Annotated in this window: 16 protein-coding genes; 5 read left to right on the top strand and 11 right to left on the bottom strand. The window is 67.0% G+C overall.

Translation table 11 applies throughout. From position 1 onward, the window contains the following. The first annotated feature begins 94 nt into the window (after positions 1-94). Positions 95-886, top strand: a complete 792-nt coding sequence (locus G6N67_RS02500; RefSeq protein ID WP_036437746.1) for a FadR/GntR family transcriptional regulator — start codon at positions 95-97, stop codon at positions 884-886. Between the two features lie 8 nt (positions 887-894). On the opposite strand, the gene G6N67_RS02505 is transcribed toward G6N67_RS02500, so the two are convergent. After that, the gene (locus G6N67_RS02505) at positions 895-1,281 is read right to left on the bottom strand and encodes a hypothetical protein (protein ID WP_036437748.1); all 387 of its coding nucleotides are present in this window, start codon (positions 1,279-1,281) and stop codon (positions 895-897) included. Continuing rightward, on the bottom strand, positions 1,262-2,998 hold the full coding sequence (locus G6N67_RS02510; protein WP_036437750.1) for a DUF3556 domain-containing protein: 1,737 nt from the start codon (positions 2,996-2,998) through the stop codon (positions 1,262-1,264). The genes G6N67_RS02505 and G6N67_RS02510 overlap by 20 nt, the downstream gene beginning before the upstream one ends. 112 nt (positions 2,999-3,110) lie before the next feature. Here G6N67_RS02510 and G6N67_RS02515 point away from each other — a divergent pair, with 112 nt between their 5' ends. Next, a complete protein-coding gene (locus G6N67_RS02515; RefSeq protein ID WP_051579040.1) occupies positions 3,111-4,619 on the top strand; it encodes a class I SAM-dependent methyltransferase in 1,509 nt (502 codons plus the stop codon). Positions 4,620-4,669: 50 nt separating this feature from the next. Here the strand turns inward: G6N67_RS02515 and G6N67_RS02520 are convergent, their stop codons facing one another. Further along, on the bottom strand, positions 4,670-5,182 hold the full coding sequence (locus G6N67_RS02520; RefSeq protein WP_036437753.1) for a DoxX family protein: 513 nt from the start codon (positions 5,180-5,182) through the stop codon (positions 4,670-4,672). A 22-nt stretch (positions 5,183-5,204) separates the two neighbouring features. Further along, the gene (locus tag G6N67_RS02525; RefSeq protein WP_036437755.1) at positions 5,205-5,969 is read right to left on the bottom strand and encodes an SDR family NAD(P)-dependent oxidoreductase; all 765 of its coding nucleotides are present in this window, start codon (positions 5,967-5,969) and stop codon (positions 5,205-5,207) included. 24 nt (positions 5,970-5,993) lie between these two features. Here G6N67_RS02525 and G6N67_RS02530 point away from each other — a divergent pair, with 24 nt between their 5' ends. From G6N67_RS02530 to G6N67_RS02540, 3 genes are all read left to right on the top strand, one after another. Continuing rightward, entirely contained in the window at positions 5,994-6,596 is a 603-nt protein-coding gene (locus G6N67_RS02530) for a TetR/AcrR family transcriptional regulator (RefSeq protein ID WP_036437757.1), read from the top strand. A gap of 91 nt (positions 6,597-6,687) precedes the next feature. Continuing rightward, a complete protein-coding gene (locus tag G6N67_RS02535) occupies positions 6,688-7,344 on the top strand; it encodes a maleylpyruvate isomerase N-terminal domain-containing protein (protein WP_036438640.1) in 657 nt (218 codons plus the stop codon). Between the two features lie 8 nt (positions 7,345-7,352). Beyond that, complete coding sequence (locus G6N67_RS02540; protein WP_036437759.1) at positions 7,353-8,084, top strand: DUF899 family protein; 732 nt, start codon at positions 7,353-7,355, stop codon at positions 8,082-8,084. A gap of 86 nt (positions 8,085-8,170) precedes the next feature. On the opposite strand, the gene G6N67_RS02545 is transcribed toward G6N67_RS02540, so the two are convergent. From G6N67_RS02545 to G6N67_RS02575, 7 genes are all read right to left on the bottom strand, one after another. After that, on the bottom strand, positions 8,171-8,608 hold the full coding sequence (locus G6N67_RS02545) for a hypothetical protein (protein ID WP_131524790.1): 438 nt from the start codon (positions 8,606-8,608) through the stop codon (positions 8,171-8,173). A gap of 337 nt (positions 8,609-8,945) precedes the next feature. Continuing rightward, entirely contained in the window at positions 8,946-10,163 is a 1,218-nt protein-coding gene (locus G6N67_RS02550) for a WS/DGAT domain-containing protein (RefSeq protein ID WP_179976840.1), read from the bottom strand. Between the two features lie 42 nt (positions 10,164-10,205). Beyond that, complete coding sequence (locus G6N67_RS02555) at positions 10,206-11,117, bottom strand: alpha/beta fold hydrolase (protein WP_036437762.1); 912 nt, start codon at positions 11,115-11,117, stop codon at positions 10,206-10,208. After that, positions 11,114-11,695: an Rv1363c family protein gene (locus tag G6N67_RS02560; RefSeq protein WP_051579042.1), complete on the bottom strand. Its 582-nt coding sequence runs from the start codon at positions 11,693-11,695 to the stop codon at positions 11,114-11,116. The genes G6N67_RS02555 and G6N67_RS02560 overlap by 4 nt, the downstream gene beginning before the upstream one ends. Continuing rightward, positions 11,692-12,312, bottom strand: coding sequence for an Rv1363c family protein (locus tag G6N67_RS02565; protein ID WP_036437765.1), 621 nt, complete (start codon positions 12,310-12,312; stop codon positions 11,692-11,694). The genes G6N67_RS02560 and G6N67_RS02565 overlap by 4 nt, the downstream gene beginning before the upstream one ends. A 117-nt stretch (positions 12,313-12,429) precedes the next feature. After that, positions 12,430-12,867: a VOC family protein gene (locus G6N67_RS02570; RefSeq protein ID WP_036437766.1), complete on the bottom strand. Its 438-nt coding sequence runs from the start codon at positions 12,865-12,867 to the stop codon at positions 12,430-12,432. Between the two features lie 61 nt (positions 12,868-12,928). Beyond that, positions 12,929-13,519: a TetR/AcrR family transcriptional regulator gene (locus G6N67_RS02575; protein ID WP_229477665.1), complete on the bottom strand. Its 591-nt coding sequence runs from the start codon at positions 13,517-13,519 to the stop codon at positions 12,929-12,931. Positions 13,520-13,552: the final 33 nt, after the last annotated feature.

Raw genomic sequence — 13,552 nt, forward strand, 5'->3', positions numbered from 1 at the left:
GACCGGTTTGGTCGAGCAAACCGTCTCCACATGGTTTACTGAGTTGCACACCTGGCCGCTACGGCCAGGCCGAATTGCGTTATCAGGAGATCTCGTGGCCCGAACCACCCCGCTGGCACCGATGATCGGGCCCGATGCGATCACGCGCCAGGCCCCGGTCCGGTCGCCGAAAACCGCCGAGCTCGTCGCGGGCACGCTGCGTCGCATGGTCGTCGACGGTCAACTCAAAGAAGGCGATTTCCTGCCCAACGAAGCCGAGCTCATGGAGCATTTCGGGGTCAGCAGGCCGACGCTGCGCGAGGCCGTGCGCGTGCTGGAGTCCGAGCGGCTGGTCGAGGTGCGCCGCGGCTCCCGCACGGGCGCTCGCGTGCGCGTGCCCGGGCCCGAGATCGTTGCCCGCCCCGCGGGCCTGCTGCTCGAGCTCTCGGGCGCCGACATCGCCGACCTTCTGGTCGCACGCTCGGCGATCGAGCCGATGGCCGCGCGGCTGCTGGCCGAGCAGGGCGACGAGGCCGCGTTCAGCGAGCTGGAACGCATGCTCGACGAGCACATCCCCAAGGACTGGCGGTCAGACCGGCTCGCCGAGACCACGGGCGATTTTCACCGGCGGGTCGTGGAGTTGTCCGGCAATGCCACGCTGGGCATCATCGCCGGCATGTTGCACGAGATCACGGTGCGGCATCACGCGTTCCTGTTCAAGGAGCACCGCCCGGTGTCCAAAGCCGACTACGAGAAGCTCATGCGGTCCTACCGGCGCCTGATCCAGTTGATCCGCTCGGGCGACGGCGACGCGGCCGAGGCACACTGGCGCAAGCACCTGGACAATGCGCGCAACCTCATGCTGCAGGGCCTCGAGACGGTCAAGGTCCGCGACGTCATGCGCTGAGCGTCGGATCAATCCGGCCAGACCGCCAGCCGCGCAGCGGTTTCCCGCCAGCCGTCGGCCGTCTTCCACCGCATGGGCAACAATCGGTAGCGCCAGCTGCCCGCTGGGCCGTCAGCGCCCACATGGTCGACGCTGATCGAAATCAAATCTGCGGCAAGGACTTTGGCGTGCGTCTCCAGATAGATGCCGGCCTCGTCGTCGACGTCGGACATTAGCTCGCCGAACACCAGGCGGGGCCCCGGCGGCCGGTGTACCAGGACGCACTGTGACCGGTGCGGGCAGTGCCGCGCCCGCACGGCCGCATGACATCCGGTGTCGACGACGCCCAGATCGCTCATCAGCCTCCCGGACTCGTCGACCCACACCGCAACCGGATCAGGTGGTGGCGTGGTCATCTCGATGGACGTGCACCGGTACATCGTCGGCCCACGGTTGACGCGTCACCATGTCGGCAACCTTCACATATCCTCGTTCGAACTCGCCCGTGGCCGCGTCGACGAGCCGGTACTGCTGAGTCTGCCGATGGATCGGCTGGGCGTCGAGCATCACGATACGCACCTCCCCCGGCTCGAATCCGCAGCGCTTCTGCAGTGCCGCCACGAGCTGTTCGTTGCTCATGTGGCCGTCACCGAAGTTCCAGCCGATCGCGGTCGACACCAGGCGTTCGCCGTCGGTCAACGTGTAGTCGTCCTCGTCGAAACCGGCCATGGCCCGGTGCGCGAGCGTGAACAGCGCCCGGCCGTGAGTGTTGAACGCGCGGAACGCATATCCCATGTACATCGGGATCTGGGCGGCTTCCTTGCTGCCGTAGAACTTCTCCAGCTGCGCGGCGGGCATGCTGGCGATCGCGACGATGCCCTTGGCGATCTTCTCGTCGGCCGAGGGCTTGATGCACCACAGCGACGTGTCCCAGTTGCCGGCGTAGTAGCGCATGCCCGGCAGGAAAGAGACCTTGCGGGGGAACAGGTTTCCGATCACCACGGTGCCCGCGACCACCACGAACAACACGATGGGCCACGGGCTCTGCAGGTCACCGAGCCCGATGCCGGCGTGCCCGACGAACAACGTCAGCACCGAGAACATCATGAAGACGTTCCACTCGAGCGGCACGCCCATCGGGATGGACGACAGGATCCCGAAGTGGAAGCACAGCATGACGAACGCCGCGACCGCGGTCGCCCACCCCCCATGCGAGAAGAACAGCACGAGCGGCACGAGTCCTTCGATGGCGGTGGAGAAGTGCGCGAGCCACCGCGACGGCCGGCCGGGCCGCAGATCGTCGGGGAAATGCTCGAAGAACTTCCGCTTGATCCAGCGCGGCCGGAACACCGGATTGTTGCTCATCATGGTCGAGATGACGAACGGGAAGTGCTTGTTGAGCTTGGATGTCGCCGCACCGAGCCAGATCACGAGGCAGACCAGTTTGGCTGCGATGATCATGTCGACCCCGGCGAACAGGAACGCCACGGTGAACGACCCGTACACCTCACCGCGGGCGGCCAGGAAGATCACCTTGTCGCGCAGCCCCAGTACCGCAAGCAGGCCGAGCACCGCCCAGATCTGCCACATCGGCAGCATGCCCACGTCGCTGCCGAGTTCGGGGATCGGGCCCGTGCCGTCGGAGAAGATCGCGATGACGAGCACTACCAACAACGCCGCGTACAGCAGTGCGTCGAACGGGGTGCGGGTGTCCCCTTTGGTCAGCGGGATCCGGTCGGGCCACGGTGGCAGCCGAATGGTCTTGGGCCGCAACCAGTACAGGATCGAGCCCAGCGGCGGGAAGAACCGGTTGTTGAGCGGTCCGAAGCCGCAGCCGAGGCCCACGACCTCGAACAGCATGGTGAACAGCACGACCTTCTGGAAGACGATCGGCTCGGTGTACCAGTGTGCGACGTCGGTGAACCCGTCGATCCCGGTGGTCGAAAGAACCACCAGCCATGCCGCGAGGATGTAGGCCAGGATCTTGACGACGTAGAACAGGTGCAGCGCCACCGGGGTGCCGAAGCCCACCTCCGCCCAGTGCCGGGCCATCGGAACGATCTTCTCGGCACGCGTGCCCTTGCTCCACTCCTCGAAGTCGATCACCGGAGTGGTCTGCTTGAGAAAGCCCATGCCGACAGACTAGAACGTGTTCTATTCCGACTTCACGCGAACGGGCCCATAGATGCGAGAACGCCCGGCTGCGGGCGCCTACGCGCCTTGCCGGTGGGTGCGAGAATCAGACGTGCGTTACGTCATCTTCCCCGGCCGCCACCACGTCCTGACGCGGTTCCAGGCGCGTTATCTGACCGAACTCGCGCCTGGTGCCACCGTCATCTGGGCGGTCACGAGCGCCAACCATCAGAACACCCGGCGCAACCCGGTGCCTGCGAACCGGCGCGAGGCCGCGATCGAGCTCTTCTCGCAGGCCGAGGGCATTCGCTCGCTGGTCGTGCCGATCGTCGACGTGGCGCCCGACGAGCGGTTCGCCGAGATCACGCTCAAGGCCATCCGCCACGCCACCGATATCGATCCGCGGCCCGAGGACGCCGTGGTGGCGTGCTCCACACCGGCGGTCAGCGAACTGTATGCGCGGCTTGGCTTTCGGATCGCACCGGTGGAACGCGGCCATCCCGACAACCCGCCGTATCCGTGGCAGCTGTTGGAGCGGGTGGCCACGGGCGAACCGTGGCGGGACGAGGCTCACCCGGCGACGGTGGACGTGTTCGACCGGTACGGCCTGGCTGCCCACATCGCCGCGATCAGCGCGGACCCGATCGTGAGTTCAGAGGGTTCGCTCACCGAGACTCGCGACTACCGTTCCTACAGTGCGGCCTTCGACGCGGCCGCCGAACGCAAGTGGGCACAGGCACGGCCGTATGTACGGCCCGGGCGCATCGTCGACATCGGCTGCGCGGCCGGCGGCATGCTCGAATTGGTCGCTGCTGACCCGGAACTGCGTGAATCCGACCTGTACGGCATCGAGGTGGCCCGCCACCTGTTCGAAGAATGCGAGCACCGCAAATCCCAAGGGGTGTTCGCCAATCCGAACACCTTCTTCTACCAACGCAACATCTTGTCGGGTTCGGTGTTCGGCGATGCCAGCATCGATACCACGCTGACGTTCGCGCTGACTCACGAGATCTACAGCTACGGCGACGGCATGGAATCGCTGCGCAGGTTCGCCGACACAATCGCCAGGCACACCGCACCCGGCGGGGTGTGGATCAACTCCGATGTGTGTGGCCCGGACGACCCGGATCGGCCGGTGCGCCTGGTGTTCCACGAGTCCGGACTCGACCACGCGGCGGTCGACCTCACGACGCTCGACGACGTGCCGGGCTATCTGACCCCACTGACGCCCGCGGCGCGCTTCGCCCAGTTCGCGGCCGACTTCCGGCGCAACGCCGGCGCTGAGTTCGGTTACGAAGTGGTCGACGACCGCACCGTACGGCTGCGTCTGGCAGATGCAATGGAGTTCCTCACCCGGTTCTCCTACGTCGACAACTGGCTGTCGGAAACCCACGAGCAGTTCTGCGCGCTGTCGTGGGCGGACTGGGTCGCGCTGGCCGGTGAGGTGGGCCTGCAAGTGGACCCGCGTTCGGGACCATGGCGTAACGACTGGCTGGTGCACAACGTGTTCGAACCGGCCGCAGCGTTGCGCGACGACCACGGCTCACGCTTGGACTGGCCCGTCACGCACGTGCTACTGGCGGCCACCGCACTCCGCGAGCGGCGAGACTACGGTTTGTGACGGGGAATCGCCAGAAATCGATCAGAAACCGTAGTGTCGGCGCACAGGTGTCAGGACTTGACCGGTGGGCGGTAGAAGATCGCGAGCTGGCCGATGCCGCCCGCCAGGCCCAGCACCACCGCGATCGCTAGCCCGCACCAGCCGTAGAGCAGGTGGTAGAAACCCGTCGAGGAGAACAGCGCGTAGTCCAGGCTGTAGCGGCCGGCCCCGGTCCCGGCGATCGCGACCGCCGAGACCGCGAGGACCAGGTTGTACTCCCAGCCCTCCTTGACGATGAAGAAACCGTTGTGCCGGTGCACCGTCCAGGCCGCCACGAGCATGAGCGCCACGAACCCCGCCGCGGGCACCGGCGTGAGCAGGCCGACCGCCAGGCCGAGACCGGCTGCGATCTCGGTACTGGCCGCGACCCTGGCGTGGAACATGCCGGGCTTCATGCCGATACTGTCGAACCATCCTGCGGTGCCGGGGATCCGGCCGCCGCCGAAGAACTTGTTGTAGCCGTGCGCGGCCATCGTCAGACCGAGCACCACCCGCAGGATCAGGATCGCAGTATCAGCAGCCATGTAACAGAATCTAGGACATCTGTTAAACCGCCGCCCACCCACCGTCGACGCTGAGCACCGCACCGTGGATGTTGGCAGCGTCGTCACCGGCCAGGAACACCACAGCGGCGGCGACCTCTTCCGGCGTGCTCATGCGCCGCGACGGGATCCGGGCCAGCACCGGCGCGACGTGATCGACCACGTCGGCGGCACGTTCGGTGGCGATCGGCCCGGGTGCGACGGCGTTGACCCGCACGTTCGACGGGCCGTACTCGGCGGCCCACGACTTGGTCAGCGAGTGCACGGCGGCCTTTGTGGAGGAGTACAGCGCTGATTTGTCACCGCCGATCAAGCCGTTGATCGAGCCGATGTTGACGACGGCACCGTGGCCACGCTGCGCCATCGCGGGCACCACTGCGCCGGTGAGCAGGAAGGGCGCGATGACGTTGGTCCGGTAGGACTCCAGCAGGGTCTTTTCGGAGATCTGCTCGGACGGTTCCGGCAACGCCCACGACGCGGCGTTGTTGACCAGGATGTCGAGTTGCCCGCCTGCCGCCGCGACGGCTTGTTCGGCCAGCCGGCGCACCTCGACATCCCCTGCGCCGAGGTCGGCGGCGACGAATTCGGCACGGCCGCCCGCAGTGCGGATATCGGCGACGACGGTATCGCCGCGCTCCTTGTCACGACCACTGACGACGACGAACGCGCCCTCAGCCGCCAACGCCTTGGCGATGGCGACGCCGAGACCACCCGTAGAGCCTGTGACCAGTGCTGTGCGGCTCTGCAGCCGCGTATTGTTTGGACTCATGGGTCCAGGTGTAATCCGATGAAAATGGACTCGCAAGTCCAGAAACTCACCGCGAAGGGCGAGGCGACCAGGCGCCGCATCATCGAAGGCGCCGCGGCAGAGATCCGCAGCCGCGGCGTTGCCGAGACCACGCTCGACGACATCAGGGCGCGCACCCTGACGTCGAAAAGTCAGCTGTTCCACTACTTCCCGGGCGGCAAAGAACAACTTCTGCTCGCGGTCGCATCCCACGAGGCCGACCAGGTGCTGGCCGACCAGCAACCACACCTCGGCGCACTGACCTCGTGGGCAGCCTGGCAGCGGTGGCGAGATGCAGTCGTCGAGCGCTACCGAAAACAGGGGCAGAGCTGCCCCATGAGCATGCTGATGTCCGAGATCGGTCGCACCACCCCCGGCGCGCAGGCCGTGACCGCGGCGCTCATGCAGCGTTGGCACGACGAGATCGCCGCCGGGGTCGCCCACATGCAAGCCCAGGGCAAGATCGCGGCCGGTGTCGACGCCCGGCGCGCGTCGGCCGCGCTACTGGCGGGGATCCAGGGCGGCGTGGGCATCCTGCTGGCCACCGGTGACATCGCCTATCTCGAGGCAGCCCTGGACGTGGGCATCAAGAATCTGCGGGCCGCCTGAACATTCAACATTCCTGTTGACTATTGACACGGCTTCGTGGTGTGCTGGACCCAGACATTCAACAAGTTTGTTGAACGAAAGGATGCTCGGCATGCCGACGGCTGACCCCGCCTACGCCTGGACCCTCTATCGCGACACGCAGCAGCGCATAGTCGACCTCATGGACGACGACGCGTGGGACACCCGACTGCCGGCCTGCCCGTTGTGGTCGGTGCGCGACGTCGTCGCACATCTCGCGGCAGTCGCGGAGGACTGGGTGAGCGGCACCCTGACGGTGCCGCCGACCGACGCCGAGACCGCGGCGCAGATCGCCCGGTTCGAAGGCCACGACACCGCCGACGTCTTGGCCGCCTGGGACAGCGCGGCAGGCCAGCTGCAGCGCCTGGCCGCCGACGGCACCGCCCCGCCGCTCGGCGACATCGTGGTTCACGAGCACGACATCCGGGGCGCCCTCGGCGTACCGGGTGCGCGCACCGATGCGGCCGTGTGGCAAGTCTCCGACCAACTGCTCGACATGCTACGGACTCCGGTTCCGGTTCGGGTGACCGTGGAGGACGGCGAATACCGCGCCGGCCCGCGGACCGGTGACGAGATCACTCTTCGCACAACCCGATTCGAAGCGCTGCGATGGCGCAGCGGACGGCGCAGCCATGCTCAGCTCGCCGCGATGGACTGGTCGGCCGACCCCGGACCGGTACTCGAGCATCTGTATCTGTTCGGGCCCGCACAGGCCGACCTCGTCGAATAGGGGAACTGATGAGCTCCGAAACACCAAGCCGGCCAACGGTTGTCGACCGCGCGGCATTCGAGTCCGAGGTCGCCGCGCTACGGATCCGGGAAAAGGCGCACGTGCGGGAAGGCGACGCCATCGCCGCGGCGCGCCGGCGGTTGCCCATGGTCGAGGTCGACGCGACGCTGGAACTGACCGGGCCGGACGGACCCACCACGCTGCTGGACGTCTTCGAAGGCAGACGCCAACTGCTGGTGTACTACTTCATGTGGCACGCCGGGCATCCCGCACCGGAGCAGTGCGAAGGGTGCACCTGGGTGACCACGCAGGTGGCCGAGCTGTCATACCTGCATTCCCGCGACATCACCTACGCGGTCTTCGCGCAGGGGCCTTATCCGGAGAGCGCGCGGTACCGCGACTTCATGGGCTGGCAGGTGCCGTGGTACTCCGCACTTCCGTCGCTCGACCAGCTTCTGGTCGGAAGGCACGCGGGCATGATGCACATCGTGTGCTATCTGCGCGACGGCGACCGCGTCTTCGAGACGTACTGGACCACGCTTCGCGGTGTCGAGGCCATGGACTACAGCTATGCCCTCATGGACCTCACGGTGTACGGGCGTCAGGAACCATGGGAGGATTCGCCGCCGGGCTGGCCGCAGGGATGGCCGGTCGACGGCTCGAACACCCGCATCGACGGCCGGCCGATACCGCAATGGTCCCGGCTGGCGGCCGGCCGCTCCGACGACCTCAGCGGCTGATCGCGCTCAGCCGCCTACCCGCGATGCGCGAAAGGCCGGAGACCCCGAAGGGTCGCCGGCCTTTTCGCCCAGCGTCCATACCCAGCTCAGCGGCCGATGCCTGCGTCCACGCCACCGTCGACACCCGCGTCGACGATCGGGGTGTTGACACCGCCCTCGACACCCGTATCACCGGAAACACCCACAGGGGCAAACGGGTTAAACGGATTAGGCAGATCGACACCCGTTCCACCCTCGACATTGCCACCACCGACCGGAGTGCTCACACCACCCTCGACACCCGTATCACCAGAAACACCCACAGGGGCAAACGGGTTAAACGGATTAGGCAAATTGACACCCGTTCCACCCTCGACATTGCCACCCCCCACCGGAGTGCTGACACCACCGTCAGCACCACCCGTGACACCGTCATCGGCCCAGGCAGCGCCGGCGGCCGCAAGTGGAATCAGTCCAGCAGCGAGAAGTGTGCCGGCACCCACGCCGAGGCCGAATGCAACTCCGTTACGCCTAGTTTTGCTCATGCGGATAACCACTCCCATCATGGATTATTCGGGTGTTGTCACGGACTCGACACATCATGAATGTCCACCGTCGACAAACCGGATATCGATCGTCGCGCCGCCGGCGTTACACACCCAAACGTCGATCATCTGAAAGGTATTGATACACAGGTAAATATCAGGAAGTTCCGGTAAGAGCTACGGTAAGCCGGGTCTGCTCATCAGGCCAGGGCGATGCGGTCGTCGCGCGACACTCACACCTTGGAAATGGCAACGACATTCACCAAGCGCTCGCCGAAACATGTTTGTGGAACGCATGTTCCATTGCCACCACCGGAAGCCAGGGCGGACTCGGTAGCTAAGGCCGCAGCGCCTGCTCCAACCGTCCGACGTAGGCGTCGACGTCGTCGACCGCCGACTCGGCGGCGTGCACGCTGACCGCGACGGTGTCACCGATGCCGTGCACGCCGTGGGTCAGGCCCATCATGGGCGACAGCGCCGGATAGCCGGCCGTCACCACGACCGGGCAGGTACCGAACGTCAAATCCGCGGCGCCCCGGTTGACGCTCGACACCACGGTGTTGCCGGTCACCACCGGTGATCGCAGGGTCGGATCGAATTGCGCGACGCCCCAGCGCAACAGCGGTGCGGGAGTCGCGGCGAACGCCCGGCTGGCCGCCGCCATCGCCGGATGCGCGGCCCGGCGGCGGCGTTGCGCGAAATCCGCCACGATGCGCGTCATCCGATCTTGGCTGTCGAGCTCTGGATACAGACCGATCCCGACGTTCCCGAAGTGGTTGTGCGCGTACCGGACTCCCGCCTTCGCCATCGGCACCTCGGCGCCAAGCGTCGCGGGATCCTCGCCGAGCGCACGGAGATGGCCGCTCAACGCCGAGGACACCGCAGCCAGAACACCGACGGTCACGGTGGGCCCCGAGATCTCGGCGCGGCGGCGCACGATGGTGCGCACCCGGCGCGTGCCCACGGGTGCCGCGTTGCTGCGCAGGGCGGGCCGGGATTCCGCTTGCGGGGGCACCGCACCGGACGCTGTGTCCCGGACCAGTTCGCGATGCGTGCGCGCGGCCCGAAACGCGCGGACCGGCAGCCTCGCTCCGACGAATCGCTGCGACGGCACGGCGGGCACCGGGTCGGCACGCCCGAACAACCACGCGGCCAGCGCAGATGACCGGATGCCGTCCCCCAGCGCATGTGCAACCTGGACGACGGCGACCGTGCCCGGTCCGCCTGCCCCGGGAATGCCACGCACGCCGGGGAATACGTGCAGCCGCCACGCCGCGGCGGTGGCGTCGAGCTGATCGTCGGCGAGCCGCGCAACCAGGTCGAGGCCCTCGTTCCAGCCGGGTTCTCCGACGTCGTGCACGACGAACTGGTCGTCACCGACCTCACGGTGCACCCAAGCCGGATACGTCAGCCTGCAGTCGTCGCGAACACACAACGCCAGGTCCGCCGCACCGCGGGCCCGCATCCGCAACTCATCCAGTACACCCACGAGATTGCTTGGCACACCGTCGAACCCGTAGAGCAGAAACTGATCGCTCGGCAGTTTCGCCGACATCCACCAGGTCTGTGCGTCCACCGCCGCCAACCGGCGCACCCGTCAGTTCTCCCCGGGGCTGCCGATGAAGTCGAGAATCTGCCGGGCCACGACCTCGGGTTGATCGAGCTGCAAGAAATGACCGGCCCGCTCGACAATCGACGTCGCGCTGCCGTCGGGCAGGATCTTCTCCACCCAGTGCGCGTAATCCGGTGCCGCACAGCCGTCATCGCTGCCGTGCAAATACAGCGTGGGTAGCTGCGGCGGCGACAGCCAGTGCTCGTGCAGTTCGGCGTACCGCGGTGGCGGCTTGCTGCCGCGCAACATGGCCCGGTAGTAGCCGATCGCCGCACGCCACCGCTGCGGCGCTCCGATCGCGGCATCCACGTGGCGGACGTCCTCGGCGGCGTTGTAGCCCGGCGACCACTGTCGCCACAACCTCGGCACCACCCACGACGCGGATCGCTCCGGCAGCCAAGGTAATTGGAAGTACATCATGTACCAGCTCCGCAGCAGCTGGCGCGGCAGCTGCGCGGCCAGCTTGCCCGCGTCGGCCACCCGGCCCAGCGGGCGGAACGATGCCGACGGGGGCACCGACATGATCACACCGCGGTCGAACGGACTGCCGGGCATGGCGGTCAGGCCCGCCGCGGCGATCGCGCCCCAGTCGTGTCCGATGAGCACATCGCGCCCAGTGGGCCCCGCTGCCCGCAGCACCTGCAGGGCGTCGTCCATCAACGCACCGACGTGATAGCTGCCGTCGGCCGGGATCGACGACGGCACATAGCCGCGCAGGAACGGCGCAACCACCTGCCACCCGGCGTCGGCCAGCACCGGGGCGATCTTGCGCCACCCGTACGCGGTGTCGGGAAAGCCGTGCAGACACAACGCGACCGGCGCGTCCTCCGGACCCCACACAAGTGCCCTCAACTGCACCGCGGGCGCGGCGACGTCCAACCACCTCGGCTCACTCATACCGGGTCGAACTCCGAGATCAGCCACCTGTCCCCCACCTTGTCGAGCGTGACACGAACACTGGACGCGGTGTTGGTCGGCGGATCCTGACCGACCACCACCGTCTGGTTGACGAACACCAGCACCACGGCGTGATCGGCGGTGGCCGATACGGACGCCACGGCCGGGACCGTCGCCTGGGCTGAAATCTGCTTCTGCTTGGCACCGGGAATCACCACCTCGGTGGTGAGCGCGGTGTACGACTTCTGGAAATCCCCGGTCAGCAGATCACGGGCGGAACCGAGTTGCTGATCCACCGTGTCGGGTTGGTACGACAACATCTCAGCGACCGCGTCGCGTGCGGTCTGCACAGCCTCGGCCCGGGCCGTGTCGGCGTTGCGGACCGAATTGTCCTGCCACTTCAGATAACCCGCGGCACCTGCCAGCAGCACGGCCAGAGTGGGCAGGAGCCCGAACACCGCGACGCGCGACCAGCTGACCGTGCGCTTCGGCTTGTCCGGTTCAGTTGCCGAGTCCGCGGTCTCGCCGACCGGCTCTTCGACGGCTTCCGGTTCGATCTTCTCGTCGTCTGCGGTCACGGCACGAACTTCACGTTGGACACCTTTGCTTCGTCACCGACCTGCTGCACCGTCAGGAGCATCCGCCAGGCACGTGGCGCCTGCTGCGGTGCGCCGGCGTTGGACGTGTTGACGGTGACCGCGACCAGGATCTGCGCCCCGCCGTCGGTCTCGGACTCCACTCCGGCCTCGGCGATGGTGCCCACCGACTTCGACTTGGCCTGCTTGACGACCTCGACGAACGGCTGGGCCCGCTTGGAGAAGTCGTCGTAGAAGGTACCGGTCGCGGAATCCAGCACGCGCTGCACGTCGGCGTCGGCCTGCTGCCAGTCGATCGAGGTGAGATTGAGTGCGCCCTGCCTGCCCGCTTGCAGGAACAGCTCGCGTTGTTGCTCGGCGCGGTGTGACTGGTCGGCCCGGTAGGCCAGCCAACCGGTGAGACCCGCGAGCAGCACCACGACCACGACGCCGACGATCGCCGCGAGCCGCACCGGTGACAGGCCCGACTGCACGGGTTCCGGGGATTTGCCCCCTTCTGTGTTGCCCTCTTCTTCGCTGTCGGCTTCGTCGTCGGCACCGACCTCGACAGCCGTCGCCTCCGGCTCGTCGGGCGCGTCGTCATCGGCGTGCTTGGCCATATTTGCTCCTCCGTGGCACTGCAACCTGCGGTGAGTGTGTCGGGGCACACACACGTGCGGTCCAACGTACGTGCCGAGGCTGATCGACGCGCAAGCCCCTGCCGGGGCCTGGCCGACTCACACGGAGGCGACGGCGGCCTCCAGATCCGCGATCACGATCTTGCGCATTCCGAACATCGCCTGCGCCGCGGCCTGGGCCCGGGCCGGATTCGGGTCGCTCATCAGCTCGAGAAGTCGATCCGGCACGATCTGCCAGCTCAACCCGAACCGATCCTTGAGCCATCCGCACCGCGACTCTTCCCCACCGTCGACCAACCGGTCCCAGTAAAAATCAACCTCATCCTGATCCCGGCAACCGACCATGAAGGACACTGCCTCGGTGAACGCGAACGCGGGACCACCGTTGATTCCGACGAATCGATGGCCGTCGAGCACTAACGTCGCGGACACGTCGTTGATGTACTCGACCGACGAATTCGGGAACACCGACGTGTAGAACTCGGCGGCCTCGGCGAGGTTGTTGTCGAACCACAGGGCCGGGGTGATCGGTGGCATGGGTGGGCTCCTTTGTCGCGAATGGTCGGCTGACTGATCTGACCGCCGCGCCGACCGAAACTCACCGCGCCCCGAGCGCGCGCAGCGAGAAGTCGACCACCCGGTCCACCGCCCGCTGCCATTCGTCGACGGCGGTCGGCATGATCATCTCCCGCGTCACGACCGCGCCGATCGACGCCGCGTCGCTTTCGGGCTTGGCAAGCGGAAACGAACCGTCTCGCAGCCCCCGCTGCAGGATCACCGCCAACGACTGCTCACGGTCGACGTGCCAGCGCTGCCGCGCCTCGCGGTAGCCCGGTGCGGCGCGCACCTCGTCGGAATCGAGCACCATGGCCCGCATACGCAACCGGGGATCCTGCACCAGCTCGAAGATCTGGGCGATCCAGGCCCGGAGTTGCTCGGCCGGAGTTCCCGAATCTTCCTCGGCGATCCGGTCGAGCCGGTGGGCCAGCGCGTCACCCTCGTCGCGCAGCATCGCCAGGAACAACTCGTCCTTGGACTCGAAGTGGCGGTAGAACGCCCGCGTCGACAGGCCCGCGCGGGCCAGGACGGCGGCGATGGGCACGGCGCCGGTGTGCGGCTCGGAGAGACACCCGTAGGCGGCATCGATGATGCAGTCGCGGTCGCCGTCTGAATCGGGATCCAACTGCACAAACAACGATTCTATTGAGGCCTGCGGCGGACG

It is taken from the genome of Mycolicibacterium mageritense (genome assembly GCF_010727475.1).
Lineage (GTDB): Bacteria > Actinomycetota > Actinomycetes > Mycobacteriales > Mycobacteriaceae > Mycobacterium > Mycobacterium mageritense.